Here is a 20,748-nt window from a genome sequence, read left to right as displayed (position 1 = left end):
GTTCCGAGTTTCTAAAACCTTCTTTAGAATGGTTCAAACACAGATCGTCTGGCCGTTGGCCCTGTGGTCTGCGTTCGAGCGCTCGGCGCACTTATCATCATCACGACGGGGAATTTCAAGTTTTCCGTTGACTTGGATGTCATTTGATCGCGAACCGGACGTCCGAACCGTGAACGCCCCGTTTTGAGGACCCTGGCAAACGGCCATGACAACCGCTGCCCCGCGCCTTTATCTTGACCACAACGCCACTGCGCCCCTCCGGCCGCAGGCGCGTACGGCCATGCTTGAGGCGCTGGAGCTGACCGGCAATCCGTCCTCCGTGCATGGTGACGGCCGGCGCGCGCGCGGTCTGGTCGAGGCGGCGCGTGAGGCGCTGGCGGCGGCCTGCGGCGTCAAGGCGCGCTCCGTGATCTTCACCAGCGGCGCGACGGAGGCCAACACCTTGGCCCTGTCGCAGGCCTGGCAGGGGGCGGATGGTCCGATCTATCCCGAACGCCTCCTGATCTCGGCCGTGGAACATCCGAGCGTCCGGTCCGGCGGCCGCTTTTCGCCGCGCCAGATCCGCACGATTGAGGTGGATGCCGACGGCCGCATCCGGCTTGACCATCTTGACCAGCTTTTGTCCGAGGGCGGCCCGGCGCTGGTCAGTGTCATGGCCGCAAACAACGAGACCGGGGTGATTCAGCCGCTGGCCGAGATCGGTGCCCGCGTCGCTGCCAGCGGCGGCCTGTTCCATGTCGATGCCGTCCAGGCTGCTGGCCGTCTGCCGGTTGCGCCGAAGGACTGGCAGGCCCATGCCATCAGCTTGTCGGCGCACAAGGTTGGCGGGGCGCAGGGCATGGGTGCGCTGGTGCTGGCTTCCTCGGCGGTGGCCCCGTCGGCGTTGCTCGTGGGCGGCGGACAGGAGCATCATCGCCGCGCCGGCACGGAAAATGTGGCGGCGATCGCCGGGTTTGGCGCCGTCGCCCGCGAAATCGCCGACTGCCATGCGGAAAGCGCAGAGCTTTTGCGCCTGCGCAACCTTTTCGAACAAGGCCTGCACCATATATGCAGGTCTGCGGTGGTGTTTGGCGACGCGGCCTTGCGCTTGCCCAACACGTCCTGCTTTGCCGTTCCGGGCGTTCCTGCCGAACTGGCACTCATTGCCTGCGACCTCAAGGGCGCGTCGGTGTCCTCCGGCTCCGCCTGTTCGTCCGGCAAGGTCGGGGTGTCGCATGTTCTGGCCGCCATGGGCGTCGACGAGACCCTGGCGCGCTGCGCCATTCGCGTCAGCTTCGGCTGGACGACAACCGAGGCCGATGTTGCCCGGTTTCTTGATCTGTGGGGAGAGGTAGCCAGCCGGCTGAACCCGGCTGCGGTGCAGCATGCCGCCTGAACCGGCCGCATCACAGCCCGCCCGACCCTGATCCGGGCCTGCAGATGCAGGCCTTCCGAAAGCGCCGCAGACCGCGGCAAAACCAGACGAGCCGGCCCTTGAAGCCGGTGCCATGGAGAGTAGAAATGCCCGCTGTGCAGGAAACAATCGACCGGGTGAAGGCGATTGACGTCGACCAGTACAAGTATGGCTTCGTCACCGATATCGAGTCGGAGACGGGCGCGCGCGGCCTCAGCGAGGAAACCGTCCGCTTCCTGTCGGCGAAGAAGAACGAGCCGGAGTGGATGACCGAATGGCGCCTCGATGCGCTGCGCCGGTTCCAGACCATGACCGAGCCGACCTGGGCCCGCGTCGACTATCCGCCGGTCGACCTGCAGGATCTCTACTACTGGTCCGCGCCGAAGAGCGTTGCCGGCCCGACGAGCCTCGACGAGGTCGATCCGGAACTGCTGCGGACCTACGAGAAGCTCGGCATTCCGCTGCGCGAGCAGGAAATCCTTGCCGGCGTCGAGCCGAAGAACCGCGTCGCCGTCGATGCCGTGTTCGACAGCGTTTCCGTCGTCACGACCTTCAAGGACGAGCTGAAGAAGGCCGGCGTCATCTTCTGTTCCATCTCCGAAGCCCTGCGCGAGTACCCGGACCTGGTCCGCAAGTATCTGGGCTCAGTGGTTCCGGTCACGGACAACTACTACGCCACGCTGAATTCCGCTGTGTTCTCGGATGGCTCCTTCGTCTACATCCCGGAGGGCGTGCGCTGCCCGATGGAACTGTCGACCTATTTCCGCATCAACGAGAAGAACACCGGCCAGTTCGAGCGCACGCTGATCATCGCCGAGAAGGGCGCCTATGTGTCCTATCTCGAGGGCTGCACCGCACCGCAGCGCGATGAAAACCAGCTGCATGCCGCCGTGGTCGAGCTGATCGCGCTCGATGATGCCGAGATCAAGTATTCCACCGTCCAGAACTGGTTCCCCGGCGACAAGGACGGCAAGGGAGGCATCTACAACTTCGTCACCAAGCGTGGCGACTGCCGTGGCAAGAACTCAAAGATCTCCTGGACCCAGGTGGAAACCGGCTCGGCCATCACCTGGAAGTACCCGTCCTGCATCCTGCGCGGCGACAACTCGCGCGGCGAGTTCTACTCGATCGCCGTCTCCAATGGTCACCAGCAGGTCGACAGCGGCACCAAGATGATCCACCTCGGCAAGAATACGTCGAGCCGCATCATCTCCAAGGGCATTTCCGCCGGCAAGTCGCAGAACACCTATCGCGGTCTCGTCTCGGCCCACCGCAAGGCCTCGAACGCGCGCAACTTCACCCAGTGCGACTCGTTGCTGATCGGCCAGGACTGCGGCGCACATACGGTGCCCTATATCGAGAGCAAAAACGCCACCGCCCAGTTCGAGCACGAGGCCACCACCTCGAAGATCTCCGACGACCAGATGTTCTACTGCATGGCCCGTGGCCTGTCGCAGGAAGAGGCCGTCGCCCTGATCGTCAACGGCTTCGTCAAGGACGTGATCCAGCAGCTGCCGATGGAATTCGCCGTCGAGGCCCAGAAGCTGATCTCGATCAGCCTTGAGGGCTCGGTCGGTTAAGCCGGATCATCCCAAGAACCCTGATTATTCTGGCGCCCGCTTGGTGCCGCTGACTGAATGAGGACTATCTCAATGCTTGAGATCAAGAACCTGCACGCCCGCATCGCCGAAGACGGCACCGAGATCCTGCGCGGCATCAACCTGACCGTCAATCCGGGCGAGATCCATGCCATCATGGGGCCGAACGGATCGGGCAAGTCCACCCTATCCTACATCCTCGCCGGCAAGGAAGACTATGAAGTCACCGAAGGCGAGATCCTGTTCAACGGCGAGAACCTCCTCGACATGGAAGCCGATGCCCGCGCCGCTGCCGGCGTGTTCCTGGCCTTCCAGTATCCGATCGAGATCCCGGGCGTCGCCACGATGGAATTCCTGAAGACGGCCCTCAACGCCCAGCGCAAGGCGCGTGGCGAGGCCGAGCTGTCGATCCCGGACTTCCTGAAGCTGGTCAAGTCCAAGGCGGCTGACCTCAACGTCACCATGGACATGCTGAAGCGTCCGCTCAACGTCGGCTTCTCCGGCGGCGAGAAGAAGCGCTCGGAAATCCTGCAGATGGCGCTGCTGCAGCCCAAGCTCTGCGTCCTCGACGAGACGGACTCCGGCCTCGACATCGACGCCCTGCGCATCGTTTCGGAAGGCGTCAACAAGCTGCGTTCGCCGGAGCGCTCGATGATCGTCATCACCCACTACCAGCGTCTGCTCGACCACATCGTGCCGGACGTCGTCCATGTCCTGTCGAAGGGCCGGATCGTCAAGACCGGCGGCAAGGAGCTGGCGCTGGAGCTGGAAAAGAACGGCTACGCTGACTACGTCGGCGAAGCAGCCTGAGCGGGGCCGGAGAGATGAACGTGACCACACCGATCACTCTGACGCAGGCAGAAACCGGTCTTCTGGACCGGTTCGATGCCGCGCAGGCGGGTCTTGCCGGGTCCGCGCCGGTGGCAGCCCTTCGGGCTGAGGCCGCCGCGCAGCTCCGGGCCAAGGGCCTGCCGCACCGCCGGGTCGAGGAGTACAAGTACTCGGACCTGCGCGCCTTCCTGAAGTCGGCTGCCCCGCTTGCCGCCGCAGTCACCGAGGCCGAGGCCAAGGCAGCGCTCGCGTCGGCCGGTCTCCTGGGCGACCTCGACCGCTTCCGCATTGTCATCGCCAACGGCACCTTCCTGCCGGGGCTCAGCGACGTGGCGGCGCTGGCCGCTGAAGGCGTCAGCGTCACGGATTTCAGCACGGCCCTTGCCGGTGAAGGCGGCGCTGCGCTGCTTGCCCAGCCGAAGTCGGCCGGGTCCGATGGCGTGCTGGCGCTCAACACCGCCTTCGTCCAGGGCGGCGTCGTGCTGTCCGTGAAGGCGGGGGCCGAGATCGCAAAGCCGGTCGAGCTGATCCAGATCGCCGTCAGCGGAGGCGGTCAGGTCACCCGCTGCCGCGTCGAGCTGGCTGAGGGCGCGCAGCTGCGTCTGATCGAGACCTTCGCCGGCAATGCCGGGGCAGGGGAGATCAACGCCGTTTTCGACTACGTCGTTGCCGACAAGGCCAAGCTTGCCTCGACCCGTCTTCTGACCAGTGAAGCGGCCGGCGCCGTGCTTGCCACCACCCTGTCGCGGCTTGGCGCGGAAGCCGAGCTGAAGACCCTCGGCTTCATCGCCGGTCCTGAGTTCGCCCGCAACCAGCAGTTCGTCGCCTTTGCCGGTGAACACTCCGAGGCCAAGATCTACGGCGTCTCGATGGCACGCGGCAAGGCGCTCGCCGACCAGACCCTGATCGTCGACCACGCCGTGCCTCACTGCAACAGCCGTGAGTTCTTCAAGACCGTGCTCGACGGTGAGGCGCGCGGCGTCTATCAGGGCCGCATCAACGTGGCCCAGCACGCCCAGAAGACCGATGGCGAGATGATGACCCAGGCTCTGCTCCTTTCCGAAGGCGCGGAAATGGCCAACAAGCCTGAACTGGAAATCTTCGCCGACGACGTTATCTGTGCTCATGGTGCCACCTGCGGCCAGATCGACGAGGACCTTCTGTTCTATCTGCGCGCCCGTGGCATTCCGGAAGCCGAAGCCCGCACCCTCCTGGTGCTGGCCTTCCTGTCGGAGGCCATCGAGGAGTTCGGCGAGGACGACGTGACGGACGTTCTGGAACAGCGCGTGCGCGACTGGCTCGCAGTCGCCTGAAGCGCCGCAATTGCCCGTCCCGGCATCCGGCCGGGACTGGTTGGCTGAAACGATATCCGCTCCCGGCAGACGGCCGGGACGGGGGCTGGCAGGCAAAGCTCGCCCCACAAGAACCCTGGAGCAGGCGGCATGACGGTCGCGACGGCAACACTCGACAAGGCCTATGATGTCGAGACCATCCGCAAGGATTTCCCGATCCTGTCGCGCGAGGTCTATGGCAAGCCGCTGGTGTATCTCGACAACGGCGCCTCGGCCCAGAAGCCGCAGGCCGTGATCGACGCGATGGTGAAGGCGTACTCCAGTGAATATGCCAATGTTCACCGTGGCTTGCACTTCCTTTCAAATGCCGCCACTGAGGCGTATGAGGCCGCGCGGGAGACTGTCCGCCGCTTCCTCAACGCCGGCAGCGGCGACGAGATCATCTTCACCCGCTCGACCACCGAAGCGATCAATCTGGTCTCCTACGGCCTCGGGCCCGAGACCTTCGGGCCGGGCGACGAGATCGTCCTGTCGATCATGGAGCACCACTCCAACATCGTGCCCTGGCACTTCCACCGCGAGCGCAATGGCGCGGTGCTGAAGTGGGTCTATGTGCGCGAGGACGGCTCCTTTGACCTTGACGCCTTCGAGGCGGCGCTGACCGACCGGACGAAACTGGTCGCCATCACCCACATGTCCAACGTGCTGGGCACGGTGGTGCCGGTAAAGGAAATCTGCCGGATTGCCCATGAGCGCGGCATCAAGGTGCTGGTCGACGGCAGCCAGGCGGCCGTGCACATGCCGGTCGACGTGCGCGACATCGACTGCGACTTCTATGTCTTCACCGGCCACAAGGTCTACGGCCCGACCGGCATCGGTGTGCTCTACGGCAAGATGGATGCGCTGAAGGCCATGCGTCCCTTCTGCGGCGGCGGCGAGATGATCGCCGATGTCACCGAGGATGCGATCAGCTATGCCAACCCGCCGCATCGTTTCGAGGCCGGCACGCCGCCGATTGTCCAGGCCATCGGGCTTGGGGCCGCGCTGACCTACATGGAAAGCGTTGGCCGAGCCCGCATCGCCCGGCATGAGGCCGCGCTCCTCGACTATGCGACGGAGCGGCTGTCCGCGCTCAATTCCTTGCGCATTTTCGGCAGTGCGCCTGGCAAGGGCGCGATCATCGCCTTCGAAATGGAAGGTGCCCATGCCCATGACGTGGCCACGATCATCGACCGGTCCGGCGTCGCGGTCCGGGCGGGCACCCATTGTGCCCAGCCCTTGCTCGCCCGCTATGGCGTGACCTCCACCTGCCGCGCAAGCTTTGGCCTCTACAACACGTTCGAGGAAGTTGACGTGCTGGTCGAGGCGCTGCTGAAAGCCCAGAAGTTCTTTGCCTGAGGGACCCCCAATGGACGACACCTCCGCCGCAAGGCTTGACGCCTCGACCACCGCCGCAACGGCGCTGGACCTGACGACCTCCGGCATTCCCGAGGACGAGCTGGCGCGCCTCACCGACGATATCATTGCCGCCCTCAAGACGGTCTATGATCCGGAAATTCCCTGCGACATCTACGAGCTGGGCCTCATCTACAAGGTCGATATCGAGGATGACCGCTCGATCAAGGTCGACATGACCCTGACGGCACCGGGCTGCCCGGTCGCTGGCGAAATGCCGGGCTGGGTCGAGAACGCCATCGGCGCCGTCCCCGGCGTTGGTGCCGTGTCCGTGTCGATGGTCTTTGATCCGCCCTGGACCCCGGACCGCATGTCCGAAGAGGCGCGCGTGGCCCTGAACTGGTATTGAGACAGGTCTTTTGCATCCCGGCCAGCATCCCCATATACTGGGCCAGGACGCATGACAGAGGCGCAAGGCGCCGAAGGAAAACGGACGATGGCATCGGCCCGCAAGTTTCAGATCATGAAAGTCACCCCAGCTGCCGCCGGCCGCGTGCTGGAGCTGATGCAGGATGCAGACACGCCCAAGCTCGGTCTGCGCGTCGGCATCAAGAAGGGCGGCTGCGCGGGCATGGAATACACCATGTCGATGGTCGAGACCGCCGATCCGCGCGATGATGTCGTCGAGAGCGACGGCGCCCGGGTCTTCATCGATCCTTCGGCTGTCCTGTTCCTGATCGGCTCGGAGATGGATTTCGAAGTGACGAAGTTCCGTGCGGGCTTCGTCTTCCGCAATCCCAATGAGGTCTCGTCCTGCGGCTGCGGCGAATCCGTATCGCTGAAGGCGGCAGATCCCGCCGCGCTCGCGCTGTCCTGACGCCCCGGCCTTTTGCCTCTCCCTCGCGGACCTATCCCATGTCCTTCTTTGACCGCCTGAAGACGGCTGCACCGGATGACTGGTCAGCCTATGTCGAGCATGCCTTTGTCCGCCAGATGGGCGACGGCACGCTGCCACAGGCGGCCTTCCGGCATTATCTGGTGCAGGACTACCTGTTCCTGATCCAGTTCGCCCGCGCCTATGCGCTGGCGATCTACAAGAGCCCGACGCTCGGTGACATGCGTCAGGCCCTCGGCGGGGTCAAGGCAATCCTCGACATGGAAATGGACCTGCATGTCGAGCTCTGTGCCGGCTGGGGCCTGTCGCGGCAGGATCTGGAGGCTGCCCGCGAGGAACGCCAGACCATGGCCTACACCCGCTTCGTGCTGGATGCCGGCGGGCAGGGCGATCTTCTCGACCTGATGGTCGCGCTGGCGCCTTGCGTGCTGGGCTACGCGGAAATCGGGCGGACACTGGCATCGCGCCCTGGCGGCGTTGATTCGGCCAATCCCTATGGCCGCTGGATCGAGGAATATGCCTCGGATGCCTATCAGGAGGTAGCTGCGGGCTTTGCCGACTGGCTCGACCGGATTGCCGGCCAGTATGAGACGCCGGCACGGCTCTCGAGGCTCACCCATCTCTTCGCACAGGCGAGCATTCTGGAAGCTGACTTCTGGCAGATGGGACTGGACGCGGCCTGATCAGGCGACGCGCGTATCCTCGACGACACCCTCGTCGGCCTCTGACTTGACCCGGTTGCGGCCTTCGCGCTTGGCGGCATAGAGCGCCAGATCGGCGCGGGCGATCACGGTCTGCGACGAGTCGCCGGCATGGAATTCCGACACACCGATCGACATGGTGATGCGGCCGAGGTTCTCACCGGTCGAACGCTTGACCAGCTCCTTGGAATAGACCGCCTTGCGGATGTTTTCGGCCACGTCCATCGCGGCGGACAAGGTCGTGTTCGGCAGGATGATGGCGAACTCTTCACCGCCATAGCGGCAGGCGCAGTCCTGACCCTTGACGTTCTGCTTCACGGCCAGCGCGACGAGGCGCAGCACCTGGTCACCGGTCTGGTGCCCGAAGGTGTCGTTGAACTTCTTGAAATGATCGATGTCGGTGACGAGCAGGGCAAAGGGCTCGCCGCTGTCAGCCGCATGCAACACGGCCTTCTCGATCATCATGTCGAAGTGCCGGCGGTTGTTCAGGGTCGTCAGATCATCGGTCAGCGATTCGTAGCGGATCGCCTCGAGGTTCTCTTTCAGCGTCTCGATCTGGCGGCGAGAATCCAGCAGCTGGCCTTCCAGGTTCTGGTTGGCAGCAACGGCAGCATGGGTCGCCTTGATCATATGCGAGACAACGACGCGCAGTTTTTCAGGATCCGACAGATCCTTCAACTTCTCGCTCGCCGTCTCAAGCGCCTCGCTATAGTCTGCGGTCGCATCGGTGCTGATCCGGATGGCATCGACGAGGTCCTGGACCTCCTCGGCAACCTTTGCCCCAACCTCATCGATCCGGTCACCAAGACGGTTCGGCGACAGGAACTTGGCGTAGACCTTCTGCAGGTCGTCGCTGTTGACGCCGCCCTTGACGGTGATGATGTCGTTGATGGCGCGGTTCAGGCTGTGATTGAAACCTGCCGAATAGGTGTACCACAGCTCATAATTGCGCGGATAGGCAGCCAATGAGTTGCGCCGGATGTAGGACAGCGCTGATTCACCATAGGCGATTGTACGCTTGAAATCCTCATGGTCCGACATGCCGATATCCTGCAATCCACCTTCAGGTTGCACTTCTGTGCAACCTCCCACTCGCGCAGCCTAACGTTGCGAGGCTTAATGCGGAGTAAACCTAGGCGATTTTAACAATATTTGTTTCAAACGCCACGTAAGGTTCGCAGTAAGTTTGTCGGTGTCAGGAGGCTTTCTTCGCGCGCGGATCGCGCAGGAGGAACGCCGGCACGTGATCGCCAAGTCCAATGACCGGTTCGTCATGGTCCTGACCGCGGTCACGTCGCGGTGCGCGGTCGCGCTGCGGGCGCGGTTGACGCGGCTGCGCCTCTTCGCGCGGTTGCCGCATCTCGGTCGCGCGATCTTCAGCTGGGGCTTCGACGCGCGGCTTGCGCGTGCGCTCGCGGCGCGGTGCTTCCCCTGCGTCTTCCGTAGTTTCACGGACGCGCGGTGTGCGTTCGCGCAGCGGACCACGCTTCGGCTTGTCGCCGCCGCCAGCACGTGCGGCCTTGCGGCGTTCCTTGCGTTCGGCAATGGCTGCTTCAAAGTCGAGCGGCTCGCCGAGCCAGTCGATCGTCTTGGAGATTACCTTCTCGATAGCTGCGAGATACTTTGCGTCATCTCCGCTTACCAGCGTATAGGACACGCCAGTTCTACCGGCCCGGCCGGTACGGCCAATGCGATGCACATAGTCTTCGGCATGGATCGGCACGTCGAAGTTGAAGACGTGGCTCACATCGGGGATGTCGAGACCGCGCGCGGCCACGTCGCTGGCCACGAGGAGCTTCAGATTGCCCTTGCGGAAATTGTCGAGCATGGTCATGCGCGTGCGCTGGTCCATGTCGCCATGCAGCGCGCCGACGTTGAAACCGTGCCGTTCCAGCGAGCGGAACAGGGTCGCCACGTCGACCTTGCGGTTGCAGAACACGATGGCGTTCTGCAGGTCTTCCGCCTGGGCCAGCAGGTCACGCAGCGTCTGGCGCTTCTCGTAGTCTTCGCCCCCCGTCGCCACCAGATACTGGGTGATCGTCGAGGACGTGGACGAGCGGGTCGAGACCTCGACCTTGGCCGGGTTCTGCAGGAAGGTTTCGGTCAGGCGCTGGATCTCCGGCGGCATGGTGGCCGAGAAGAACAGGGTCTGGCGCGTGAAGGGAATCAGCTTGCAGATACGCTCGATGTCCGGGATGAAGCCCATGTCGAGCATGCGGTCGGCTTCGTCGATGACGAGGATCTCGACGCCCTGCAGCAGCAGCTTGCCGCGCTCGACGTGATCCAGCAGCCGGCCCGGAGTGGCGATCAGCACGTCTGCGCCGCGGTCAATCTTCTTGTCCTGGTCGCCAAAGGAGACGCCGCCGATCAGGAGGGCAACGTTCAGCTTGTGATTGACGCCGTATTTCTCGAAGTTTTCCTGCACCTGTGCAGCAAGTTCGCGCGTCGGCTCGAGGATCAGCGTGCGCGGCATCCGCGAGCGCGCGCGGCCCTTTTCGAGCTTCGTCAGCATCGGCAACGTGAAGGAAGCCGTCTTGCCGGTGCCGGTCTGAGCGATGCCAAGAACGTCGCGTCCTTCAATGACGTAAGGAATCGCGCCTTTCTGGATGGCAGTGGGCTCCGTGTATCCGGAGGCGGCTACTGCCTGGAGAACTTTCTCGCTGAGGCCGAGCGTGTCGAAAGACATAAGGGAGTATGTCCACTTCTGGGTCGCTAAGGTGGAGGGGAGACGCGGCTGTCACGGGTCTCCGCAATTGGCGCCAACCTACAGCCAACGTCCGGAGTGTCAACGTTTTCCTTGAGTTTCAGCGCGATTTGCTGCGCTTAAAGCTAACACGCTGCCTCTGACTTGGGCGGGATACGCGATTACACGCGCTCGTCGGCGAAGTAGAGCTGCATGTCCTGCGCATATCGGCGCGCCAGCCGGCTGGCGAGCGGGCCAGCCTCGAGTTCGCAGGCCCGGGTCACGGGTTTGGGTTCAGCATCGCCTGCAGGTTCCGGGCAGTCCGGCAGACGCAGGCCACCGGCCGCGGCAAGCAGCTCCGACAGGCGCGGCCATCCCTTGCCGAGCTGGTCCGTGCGCAGGACCAGGCTTTTGCTAGCCGGTCGGCGCTCGAGCATATGCGCCTGCGACCGGAACAGGTTGTCCGCGCGCAGATCGCTGATCTGGCAGACGCGCAGGACGAACTGGGCAAGGCTCATGCCGGGCTGGAAGCCGTGGCGGGCATAGAATGTCGGCAGTGGTTTTCCCGACCCGATCACAAGCTCATACGCGGCAGCAATCCGTTCAGCCGGCGGCTGGACAAAGGCAAACACGGTGATGTCGGCGTAGCGGCGGCCAAGTTCGCGCGCGGTCAAAAGCTCGATTTCGTCGAACCAGCCGCTGTCCTCGGCACCGGCATCCAGCGCTGCCAGCACCGGCCGCGCGATCTGTTCCGGCCGGCCTGGAATGCGCGCATAGGCGAGCTTGCCGCCTGGCAACACGAGATAATGGTGGTTGCGCAAGGGTCGCCGTACCCGGTCATAGACGGAATAGACGCTCTGCAGCATGACCTGAACTCCCCACACGCCATACTTGGCCAGCCTGCTGAACGCGGTAGCGGATCAACCGCTGCCGGTCAATCGCCCGGCAATCGGCGCCACCACGCCAGCGCGGCCACTCCCCGGATACAGCATGGCGCTGAAAGGGGTCAGATGTCGAGATCCTGCGCGAATTCGGCCCGGTCCTGGATGAAACGGAACCGTGCCTCGGGCTTGTTGCCCATCAGCTGGTCGACTGCATCGCGCGTGCCGTCCTCGTCGCCTTCCAGGACCTCGACCTTCAGCAGCGTGCGCTTGGACGGGTCCATGGTCGTTTCCTTCAGCTGGCTCGGCAGCATTTCGCCAAGGCCCTTGAAGCGGCCGATTTCGACCTTGCCCTTGTTCTTGAACACGCTGGTCAGCAGCTCGTCCTTGTGGGCGTCGGTGCGGGCATAGATGGTCTTGCCGCCCTGTGTGAGCCGATACAGCGGCGGCACGGCGAGGTAGAGATGCCCGTTGCGGATCAGCTCCGGCATTTCCTGATAGAAGAATGTGATCAGCAGCGAGGCGATATGCGCGCCGTCCACGTCGGCGTCGGTCATGATGATGATCTTCTCGTAGCGAAGATCCGGATCCTTGTAGTGCGACCGTGTTCCGGCCCCCAGCGCCTGGATAAGGTCGGCCAGCTGCTGATTGGCGGCCAGCTTGTCGCGGCCTGCGTTGGCAACGTTCAGGATCTTGCCGCGCAGCGGCAGCACGGCCTGGTTCATGCGGTTGCGCGCCTGCTTGGCCGAGCCACCTGCCGAATCGCCCTCGACGATGAAAAGTTCCGTGCCTTCGGCCTGGTTGGCCGAGCAGTCGGCCAGCTTGCCGGGCAGGCGCAGCTTGCGCACCGCCGTCTTGCGCGCCACGTCCTTTTCCTGGCGGCGGCGCAGGCGCTCCTCGGCGCGGTCGATCACCCACTCCAGCACCTTGTTGGCCTGGGTCGGCGATGCGGCAAGCCAATGGTCGAAGGCGTCGCGCAGGGCGTTTTCCGTGATCCGGGTCGCCTCGTTGGTCGCCAGCTTGTCCTTGGTCTGGCCGACGAACTCCGGCTCGCGGATGAACACCGACAACATGCCCGCCGCCGAGGTCATGATGTCCTCGGAGGTCAGGATCGCGGCCTTCTTGTTGCCGACCAGATCGGCATAGCCCTTGAGGCCGCGCAGCAGCGCGTAGCGCAGGCCCGCCTCATGCGTGCCGCCTTCCGGTGTTGTCACCGTGTTGCAGTAGGACGACAGGAAGCCGTCACCGGCAAACCAGGTCACGGCCCATTCGACGGAGCCATGCTTGCCGGGCTCGCCGACCTTGCCGGCAAAAATGTCGTCGATCACCTTGCGCTCGGTGCCGAGCCGCTCGCCGAGGAAATCCTTCAGGCCGCCGGGGAAATGGAACACCGCCTCGGCCGGCGTCTTGTCCTTCTCGCCGATCAGCGAGGGATCGCAGTGCCAGCGGATCTCGACGCCGCCGAACAGATAGGCCTTGGACCTTGCCATGCGCAGCAGCCGGGCCGGTTCGAAGCGGGCCTCCTTGCCGAAGATCTGCCAGTCTGGCTTGAACCGGACCAGGGTGCCACGGCGGTTCTGCACGTCGCCGACAAGTTCCAGCGGCCCGACCGGTCGCCCGCGCTGGAAGGTCTGGCGGTAGAGCTTGCGCGCCCGCGCCACCTCGACAACCATTTCCTCTGACAGCGCGTTCACCACCGACGATCCGACGCCATGCAGGCCGCCGGATGCCTCATAGACCTTGCTGTCGAACTTTCCGCCCGCATGCAGCGTGGTCATGATGATTTCGAGCGCGGACTTGTCCTTGAACTTCGGATGCGGGTCAACCGGGATGCCGCGGCCGTTGTCGATGATCGTGATATAGCCATCAGCACTGAGCGACACGTCGATCCAGGTAGCATGGCCGGCCACGGCCTCGTCCATCGAGTTGTCGATGATCTCGGCAAAGAGGTGATGCAGCGCCTTCTCGTCAGTGCCGCCGATATACATGCCGGGGCGCCGGCGCACCGGTTCCAGACCTTCCAGAACCTCGATGTCGGCCGCCGTGTAGTCCTCGCTGGCCGATGCCTTGGGCTCGGGGCGGGCAGGGCGGGGCGCTGGCGGCGCTGGCTCGACAGCTACTGGCTCTACCGGGCGCGGCGCAGCCTTGGGCGCGGACGGTCCCGATGGAGCAGCCGGCGCAGCTGTTGCGGCTGCGGTCTGCGGTCGGGCGAAAAGATCCTTGTCTGCGCTCATCAGTTCAGCTTGCCTGTCACAAATTCTCGGTGGGTTCGGCGAGTGCCGACCGCTTCGGTGCGCCTTATGCGCTGATGCCGATTCGGGGTCAATTGTCTCAGTCCCGCAGCAGGACTCAAAGCCCCGCACGCCATGCAGGCCCGGAATTCTGTGAAGCGCAGCTTTTGAAAGGCGGGCTCAACCGAATCTCAACCGGTCTCTGCTTAACTGGCTCAATCAGCGGCAACGCTGAGCCAGGGGATGGACATTTCACAATTGGGGAGGCTCGTGTGGCCGATCTTTTCAGCCTGCGCACGCTGCGTGCGCGGATCGATCTCGTTTGCGCCGGAGTGCTGGCGTTCTGCGCGGCTGTCACGCTGATCGCGGGATAGCGAAGCGGCCGAGTTGTGGCGCGGCTGCAACAGCCAGCAGGCAACAGTTGCGCTAGAACTGAACCGGGCAAAACTTGCCGCTGTTCGGCCACGATTGGGCTTCACCCGTTGCGGAAGAACAGGCGGCGACTTGGGGCAACAGGATGAACCGGACGGAACATCCTGCAAGTTGACGCCGATCTGCTCGCGATCCTGGCAGGGGATCGGGTGGACGGCTTTTGAGGGCAGCACAGGGGTAACGGTTTGCGCGTAGCAACTGGAGTGAGCGATGGGAGTGTGGAGGGCCGCATCACGGCATCATCCCCGATTCGCCACATTCCTGACCGCCTTGGCCAAACTGCCGCCGGAATGCTTGCCTACAGTGTAAGAAATTCAGTCGGGCAACTGATTGCCCGGCCCAGGATAGCCCTCGGTGCGGCCGCCTCACGGCTGGCTGCACTGGCAAGACGGGGCAGGTCGCACGCGCGCCGCCCCCAGGCAGGTTTCGCCATCATGCGTAGCATGCAGTGTCTCGTACTTGTTGGTTTGCATCTGGCCCTATTGGCGCCGGCCCATGCCTTTGATGGCACGCCGGCGCGCAACGAGCAGATCACGCCGGAAAAGATGACCGCCAGCGAGGCGCTTCGTCTCGGCGCCAAGAAATATTACGCCGGCGACAAGCGCGCCGCCGTCGATTCCCTGCGCTACGCGGCCGAAAACGGCCAGCCGATGGCCGCCTGGAAGCTCGGCCGCATGTATGCGGAAGGCGATGGCGTCACCGAGGATGACGTCAAGGCGTTCGAATATTACAGCCAGGTGGTCAATCTGCATGGCGAGGACAGCCCGTCGTCGCCGCAGGCGCCCTTTGTGGCCAGCGCCTTTGTCGCGCTCGGCAATTACTATCTCAACGGCATCAAGAATTCGGCGATCAAGGCCAATCCGGGCCGGGCCCGCCAGATCTTCACCCATGCCGCGTCCTATTACGGCGATGCCGAGGCGCAGTTTGCCCTTGGCCGTCTCTACCGCGACAACAACGAGCTCCTGGCTGTGCGCTGGTTCAATCTGGCGGCCATCAAGGGCCATGTCGGGGCACAGGCGCTGCTGGGCGAAACGCTGTTCAATCTTGGCTCGGCCGAAGGCAACCGGGAGCGTGGCCTGATGTGGCTGACCATTGCCCGCTCGCATGCCGGTCTTGAGGCTGAAACCCGCTGGATCGTCGACCTGCAGGAGCGCTACTTCGCCCTGGCCGACGAGGACGTCCGGCGCACGGCTGCCAAGCATGCCGAAGCCTGGATCGCCCGCAACGGCGTTACCACCGCGACAGCCGCCACATCCCTGCAGCTGCAGTAAGGAACTCTGCAGGGCAGCCGTCAGCTGTCCTGCCGGAGTACCCCCAAGACCCAAGACCCACGACCACCGATCCGTATGACCTGGTTGGACGCTTCAGTTGCCTGTGAGCAGCCAGGCAACGGGCAGGCGTTTGGCCGTCCACGGTGAGGCATCGGCCATCGCGCAAGGCGCGTTGGTGAATTTCCACGACGTGTTGTTCAGCACCATGACGCATTTCGCAATGCGGGGCCCGCGCGGTCCACGCAGGCAGATCGTTGCGCCCAGCTCATGGTCCTGGCCCTGGGCCCGGCAGATGCATGACGCAGGGTCGGGGGCTGTGGTGCGGGAAGGACCGGAACCAGCCGCTGTAGCTGTTGCCGGTGCTGGCGTGGTCGAGCCGGTTGACGGGGGCGCTGCGGTCGCAGGCTGCGTGATGGCGATGAAGAGCGCTGCCAAAGCCGCCGGGAGACCTGCGGTCAGACGACTGACGCTTGCCGCATTGACCAGCCTTGCACGTCTCATGCCCATGGCTCTGCCCTCCGCCAGAACGGAAAACAGCCTAGCACGTCGGCGGGGCTTGTGAAGCTGGCAGTTTGTGGCCGTTTCAGGCGGCCAGGTCGACCCAGACCGGCACGTGGTCCGAGGGCTTGTCCCAGCCTCTGACATGCGAATCGATGCCGACGCCGCGCATCAGGTCGGTCGCCTGCGGCGACAGCAGCAGATGGTCGATGCGGATGCCGTTGTTCCGTTGCCAGGCTCCGGCCTGATAGTCCCAGAACGTGTAGGTGCCGGCGGCATCCGTGGTCGCCCGCACCGCCTCGGTAAAGCCGAGATTGACGAGCGCCTGGAACCGGCTGCGGCTTTCGGGCTGGAACAGTGCATCGCCCAGCCAGTCCTGCGGATTGCGGGCGTCGCGGGCATCCGGGATGACATTGTAGTCGCCCAGCAGCACGAACGGCATTTCCAGCTCAAGCTGAGCCCTTGCATGGGCGATCAGCCGGTCCATCCAGGCAAGCTTGTAGGGGAATTTCTCTGTGCCCAGCGGGTTGCCATTGGGCAGGTACAGGCAGCCGACGCGCACCGCACCCGTCGCGGTCGACACCGTCGCCTCCATGTAGCGGGCCTGTTCGTCGCTGTCGTCGCCGGGCAGTCCGCGCCGGATGTCCTCCAGCGGCTGCCGCGACAGGATCGCCACGCCATTGAAGCCCTTCTGGCCGTGCGTCGCCACGTGATAGCCAAGGTCCTCGAAGGCGGCAGTCGGAAATCCCTCGTCGACCGACTTGATCTCCTGCAGGCAGGCGATGTCCGGCTTGGCTTCGGCAAACCAGGTCAGCGCGGTTTCGAGGCGCGCCTTGACGCCGTTGATGTTCCAGGTGGCGATCTTCATCGGTCGTCCGGCAGTTTGGATTGCAGAGACAAAAGGTGATATCAGGCCTGCCCCGGTCCAGCCAGCATTGATCTGGCCAGCAATGATCGGGCAAGCGCCAGCGCCGTCTCAGATGGCAAAGCTCGTGCCGCAACCGCAACCGGCGACCGCGTTCGGATTGCGGATCTGGAACGACTGGCCCATCAGATCGTCAACGAAGTCGATTTCCGCGCCATCCATGTACTGCAGCGAAATGGCGTCGACGAGCACCGTCGCGCCCTCGCGCTCCAGCACCAGATCATCGGCCTCGCGGGCGGTCACGATGTCATACTTGTACTGCAGACCCGAGCAGCCGCCGCCTTCGACGCTGACCCGAAGCATGGAGCCGGCTGCCTCGCCGGCCAGGATCTTTGCGACGCGCCGGGCGGCTTTCAGGCTGAGCGTGACAGGGGACGACAGGGTCGAATCGTCAGTGGCTGCGGACATGTCCATGATCCTCTGAGTGCCGGGCATTGCCGTGCGGTTGCGGGGTCTTGCGGCTGCTGGCGAGCGAATCCGGCAAGAATCGCCGTTTCTCGCGCCGTTGCAGCGCTCCGGTCTGGCTTTCCCCGTTGCACCGCGGTTGTCTTCATAGGTATGTACGCTTGGGCCTTGCGTCAATTGTTATGGCATCAGGGCGAAGCCAGGGAGCGGAGTGAAGATGACCATGGCGACATTGGGCTATGGCGCACAGGAGCGGGCGATCTACGCCCAGGATCCGGGCCGGAGCAGGGGGCGCCTGCACCCGGAACCGGACAGCCCGACGCGGACGCCGTTCCAGCGCGACCGCGACCGCATCATCCATTCAACCGCCTTCCGCCGCCTGAAACACAAGACCCAGGTCTTCGTCTATCACGAGGGCGACCACTTCCGCACGCGCCTGACCCACACCATCGAGGTGTCCCAGATTGCCCGCTCGCTCGCCCGCGCGCTGCGGCTGGACGAGGATCTGGCGGAATGTCTGGCGCTCGCCCATGATCTCGGCCACACGCCCTTCGGGCACGAGGGCGAGGATGTCATGCACGAATGCATGGCCCCCTTCGGCGGCTTTGATCACAATGCCCAGTCCTTGCGCGTCGTTACAGCACTCGAACACCGCTATGCCGAGTTCGACGGGCTGAACCTTGCCTGGGAAACGCTGGAGGGGCTGGTCAAGCACAACGGCCCCCTGGTGGATGGCACCGGCGCGCCGCTCGGCAAGTTCAGGGACAGCGAATTGCCCTTTGCCATCCGCACCTATGCGCAGAAGCAGGACCTGATGCTCGGCACCTGGCCGAGCGCAGAAGCGCAGGCCGCTGCCATCGCCGATGACATTGCCTATGACGCGCATGACCTGGATGACGGCCTCCGGGCCCGGCTGTTCAAGGTGGAAGACATCGCCGAGGTGCCCTTCCTGGCAGCCATCCTGCGGGAAGTTGACCAGCGCTACCCGGGGCTGGAGGAACAGCGGCGCATCCATGAAATCGTCCGCCGCCAGATCACCCGGATGGTGGAGGATGTCATCCAGGAAGGCATGCGCCGCCTTGATGCGCTGAAGCCGCAGAGCGCCGACGACATCCGCGCCGCCGGTCAGTGCGTGGTCGGCTTCTCGTCCGCCATGGCGGACGCGGAACGTCAGGTGAAGAAATTCCTGTTTGCCCGCATGTACCGGCATCCCGATGTGCTGGCCGTGCGCAAGCTGGTGGCGCGCATCGTGCGCGAACTGTTCGGCCATTACATGCAGCAGCCCGGCGACATGCCGCGCGAATGGGCGCAAGGGATGGAGGGGTTCAGCGGTGCAGACCGGGCCCGCCGTGTCTGCGACTTCATCGCCGGCATGACGGATCGATATGCCATCGAGGAGCACCGACGGCTGTTTGACGATACTCCGGAATTGGGCTAGGCCCGCGCAACCTGCGGATCGGGCCCCGCCCGCCGCCACGAGAACACTCCAGCCAGACTGGCAGAACCATGAATATTTTCTCCGAATACACAACCCGCGTGCAGGCCGTTGTCGCCGGGCTCGATCTTGCCACTGCGCCTGGCGCTGCTGATCTGGCCCGCATCACGGTGGAAAGCCCGCGCGATCCGGCCCATGGCGATCTGGCGACCAACGCCGCCATGGTGCTGGCCAAGCCGCTCGCAATGAAGCCGCGCGATCTCGCCGAGCAGATCGCCGCAGCGCTCCGCCTTGATCCCGAAATCACGGAAGTGACCGTTGCCGGCCCCGGCTTCATCAACCTGCGCCTGGCCACCAGCGCCTGGCACAAGGTGCTGGTGGCGGTGGTTGCCAAGGGCGATGTCTTTGGCCGTGCGACGCTGGGGGCCGGTGCCAAGGTCAACGTGGAGTATGTCTCGGCCAACCCGACGGGCCCGATGCATGTCGGCCATACGCGTGGCGCCGTCTTCGGCGACGCGCTGGCGAACCTGCTCGCCTACGCCGGCTATGATGTCACCCGCGAATATTACATCAACGATGCCGGCTCGCAGATCGACACCCTGGCCCGCAGCGCCTTCCTGCGCTACCGCGAGGCGCTCGGCGAGGACATCGGCGAGATCCCGGCTGGCCTCTATCCGGGCGACTACCTGAAGCCGGTCGGTGCGGCGCTCGCAGCCGGTCACGGCAACGCGCTTCTGGCCATGGATGAAGCTGCCTGGATGCCGATCGTCAAGTCCGAGACGATCGACGCCATGATGGCGCTGATCCGCGAGGATCTGGCGTTGCTCAACGTTCGTCACGAGGTGTTCTTCTCCGAACGCACCCTGCATGACCGCAGCGCCGACGGCATTTCCGAGATCGACCGCATGCTCGACAAGCTGCGCGCGCGCGGCCTCGTCTACGAGGGCACGCTGCCGCCGCCGAAGGGCGAGCTGCCGGAAGACTGGGAAGACCGCGAGCAGACCCTGTTCCGGGCCACCGACTACGGCGACGACATCGACCGTCCGCTGAAGAAGTCGGACGGCAGCTACACCTATTTCGCTGCGGACGTGGCCTATTTCCTGTCGAAATACGAGCGCGGCTTCAAGGAGATGGTCTATGTCCTTGGCGCCGACCATGGCGGCTATGTCAAGCGTCTGGAAGCGGTCGGCAAGGCCGTGTCCGGCGGCGAGTCGCGGGTCATCGTCCGTCTCTGCCAGCTGGTGAAGCTGTTCCGCGCCGGCGAGCCGGTGCGCATGTCCAAGCGCGCGGGCGATTTCGTCACCCTGCGCGACGTGGTGGAAGAAGTCGGCCGCGACCCGGTCCGCTTCATGATGCTGTTCCGCAAGAACGAGGCGCCGCTCGACTTCGACTTCCAGAAGGTCACCGAGCAGTCCAAGGACAACCCGGTCTTCTACGTGCAGTATGGCCATGCCCGCTGCTGCTCGGTGCTGCGTCAGGCAGGCGAGGAGCTGAAGGGCGTCGACATGTCCGACGCGGTTCTCGCCGCGACCGATCTGTCGGGCCTTGCTGATTCTGGCGAACTGGAGCTGATTGCCAAGATGGCCGAGTGGCCCAAGGTGGTGGCCGCCGCGGCGGACGCGCATGAGCCGCATCGCGTGGCGTTTTTCCTGCACGAACTGGCCAGTTCCTTGCATGCGCACTGGAACCGTGGCAAGGAAATGCCTCAATTACGCTTTATTAACCCTGAAAATACACAGTTGACGCTAGCGCGACTGGCCCTTGTACGGGCAGTCTCTTTGGTTCTTGCTTCTGGTTTGACTCTCCTCGGCGTGGATGCGCCTCGGGAAATGCGCTGAAGCGGGAGAGAGTTTCTGTCCGGAGCCCGAAGGCGTCCGGACAG

At 64.2% G+C, this 20,748-nt stretch carries 18 protein-coding genes; 11 read left to right on the top strand and 7 right to left on the bottom strand.

Features of this window, described 5'->3' with window-relative positions; translation table 11 throughout:
- Positions 1-205 precede the first annotated feature (205 nt).
- From OVA12_RS16040 to tenA, 8 genes are all read left to right on the top strand, one after another.
- Positions 206-1,375 (top strand): cysteine desulfurase family protein, encoded by a 1,170-nt coding sequence (locus OVA12_RS16040; protein WP_268139073.1) that lies wholly within the window; start codon positions 206-208, stop codon positions 1,373-1,375.
- 125 nt (positions 1,376-1,500) lie between these two features.
- Positions 1,501-2,973, top strand: a complete 1,473-nt coding sequence (gene sufB, locus OVA12_RS16035) for a Fe-S cluster assembly protein SufB (RefSeq protein WP_268139071.1) — start codon at positions 1,501-1,503, stop codon at positions 2,971-2,973.
- A gap of 72 nt (positions 2,974-3,045) precedes the next feature.
- Entirely contained in the window at positions 3,046-3,801 is a 756-nt protein-coding gene (sufC, locus tag OVA12_RS16030; RefSeq protein ID WP_106753204.1) for a Fe-S cluster assembly ATPase SufC, read from the top strand.
- A gap of 14 nt (positions 3,802-3,815) precedes the next feature.
- Positions 3,816-5,135 (top strand): Fe-S cluster assembly protein SufD, encoded by a 1,320-nt coding sequence (sufD, locus tag OVA12_RS16025; RefSeq protein WP_268139069.1) that lies wholly within the window; start codon positions 3,816-3,818, stop codon positions 5,133-5,135.
- A gap of 129 nt (positions 5,136-5,264) precedes the next feature.
- Positions 5,265-6,512 (top strand): cysteine desulfurase, encoded by a 1,248-nt coding sequence (locus tag OVA12_RS16020; protein ID WP_268139067.1) that lies wholly within the window; start codon positions 5,265-5,267, stop codon positions 6,510-6,512.
- Positions 6,513-6,522: 10 nt separating this feature from the next.
- Positions 6,523-6,918 carry an SUF system Fe-S cluster assembly protein gene (locus tag OVA12_RS16015; protein ID WP_268139065.1) on the top strand — a complete coding sequence of 132 codons (396 nt, stop codon included), beginning with the start codon at positions 6,523-6,525 and terminating at the stop codon, positions 6,916-6,918.
- Between the two features lie 87 nt (positions 6,919-7,005).
- Positions 7,006-7,386 (top strand): HesB/IscA family protein, encoded by a 381-nt coding sequence (locus OVA12_RS16010; protein WP_106753200.1) that lies wholly within the window; start codon positions 7,006-7,008, stop codon positions 7,384-7,386.
- 38 nt (positions 7,387-7,424) lie between these two features.
- On the top strand, positions 7,425-8,087 hold the full coding sequence (gene tenA, locus OVA12_RS16005; protein ID WP_268139063.1) for a thiaminase II: 663 nt from the start codon (positions 7,425-7,427) through the stop codon (positions 8,085-8,087).
- On the opposite strand, the gene OVA12_RS16000 is transcribed toward tenA, so the two are convergent.
- The 4 genes from OVA12_RS16000 to parE all read right to left on the bottom strand — a co-directional run bounded on the left by OVA12_RS16000 (position 8,088) and on the right by parE (position 13,903).
- Positions 8,088-9,146, bottom strand: a complete 1,059-nt coding sequence (locus OVA12_RS16000) for a GGDEF domain-containing protein (protein WP_268139061.1) — start codon at positions 9,144-9,146, stop codon at positions 8,088-8,090. It abuts the gene before it with no gap.
- 154 nt (positions 9,147-9,300) lie between these two features.
- Positions 9,301-10,791 carry a DEAD/DEAH box helicase gene (locus OVA12_RS15995; protein ID WP_268139059.1) on the bottom strand — a complete coding sequence of 497 codons (1,491 nt, stop codon included), beginning with the start codon at positions 10,789-10,791 and terminating at the stop codon, positions 9,301-9,303.
- Positions 10,792-10,970: 179 nt separating this feature from the next.
- Entirely contained in the window at positions 10,971-11,654 is a 684-nt protein-coding gene (locus OVA12_RS15990; RefSeq protein WP_268139057.1) for a hypothetical protein, read from the bottom strand.
- A 140-nt stretch (positions 11,655-11,794) separates the two neighbouring features.
- Positions 11,795-13,903: a DNA topoisomerase IV subunit B gene (gene parE / locus OVA12_RS15985; RefSeq protein ID WP_268139055.1), complete on the bottom strand. Its 2,109-nt coding sequence runs from the start codon at positions 13,901-13,903 to the stop codon at positions 11,795-11,797.
- Between the two features lie 863 nt (positions 13,904-14,766).
- On the opposite strand from parE, the gene OVA12_RS15980 reads away from it, so the two are divergent.
- Positions 14,767-15,603, top strand: a complete 837-nt coding sequence (locus OVA12_RS15980) for a tetratricopeptide repeat protein (protein WP_268139053.1) — start codon at positions 14,767-14,769, stop codon at positions 15,601-15,603.
- A gap of 93 nt (positions 15,604-15,696) precedes the next feature.
- On the opposite strand, the gene OVA12_RS15975 is transcribed toward OVA12_RS15980, so the two are convergent.
- The 3 genes from OVA12_RS15975 to erpA all read right to left on the bottom strand — a co-directional run bounded on the left by OVA12_RS15975 (position 15,697) and on the right by erpA (position 17,434).
- The gene (locus OVA12_RS15975; protein WP_268139051.1) at positions 15,697-16,110 is read right to left on the bottom strand and encodes a hypothetical protein; all 414 of its coding nucleotides are present in this window, start codon (positions 16,108-16,110) and stop codon (positions 15,697-15,699) included.
- Positions 16,111-16,186: 76 nt separating this feature from the next.
- The gene (gene xth, locus OVA12_RS15970; RefSeq protein ID WP_268139050.1) at positions 16,187-16,969 is read right to left on the bottom strand and encodes an exodeoxyribonuclease III; all 783 of its coding nucleotides are present in this window, start codon (positions 16,967-16,969) and stop codon (positions 16,187-16,189) included.
- Between the two features lie 108 nt (positions 16,970-17,077).
- Positions 17,078-17,434, bottom strand: coding sequence for an iron-sulfur cluster insertion protein ErpA (gene erpA, locus OVA12_RS15965; RefSeq protein ID WP_268139049.1), 357 nt, complete (start codon positions 17,432-17,434; stop codon positions 17,078-17,080).
- A 214-nt stretch (positions 17,435-17,648) separates the two neighbouring features.
- On the opposite strand from erpA, the gene OVA12_RS15960 reads away from it, so the two are divergent.
- Positions 17,649-18,869, top strand: a complete 1,221-nt coding sequence (locus OVA12_RS15960) for a deoxyguanosinetriphosphate triphosphohydrolase (protein ID WP_268139047.1) — start codon at positions 17,649-17,651, stop codon at positions 18,867-18,869.
- Between the two features lie 68 nt (positions 18,870-18,937).
- A complete protein-coding gene (gene argS / locus OVA12_RS15955; protein WP_268139045.1) occupies positions 18,938-20,704 on the top strand; it encodes an arginine--tRNA ligase in 1,767 nt (588 codons plus the stop codon).
- Positions 20,705-20,748 lie beyond the last annotated feature (44 nt).

It is taken from the genome of Pannonibacter sp. SL95, assembly GCF_026672425.1.
Taxonomy (GTDB): Bacteria; Pseudomonadota; Alphaproteobacteria; order Rhizobiales; family Stappiaceae; genus Pannonibacter.
This window is presented reverse-complemented; position numbering and strand designations above follow the sequence as displayed.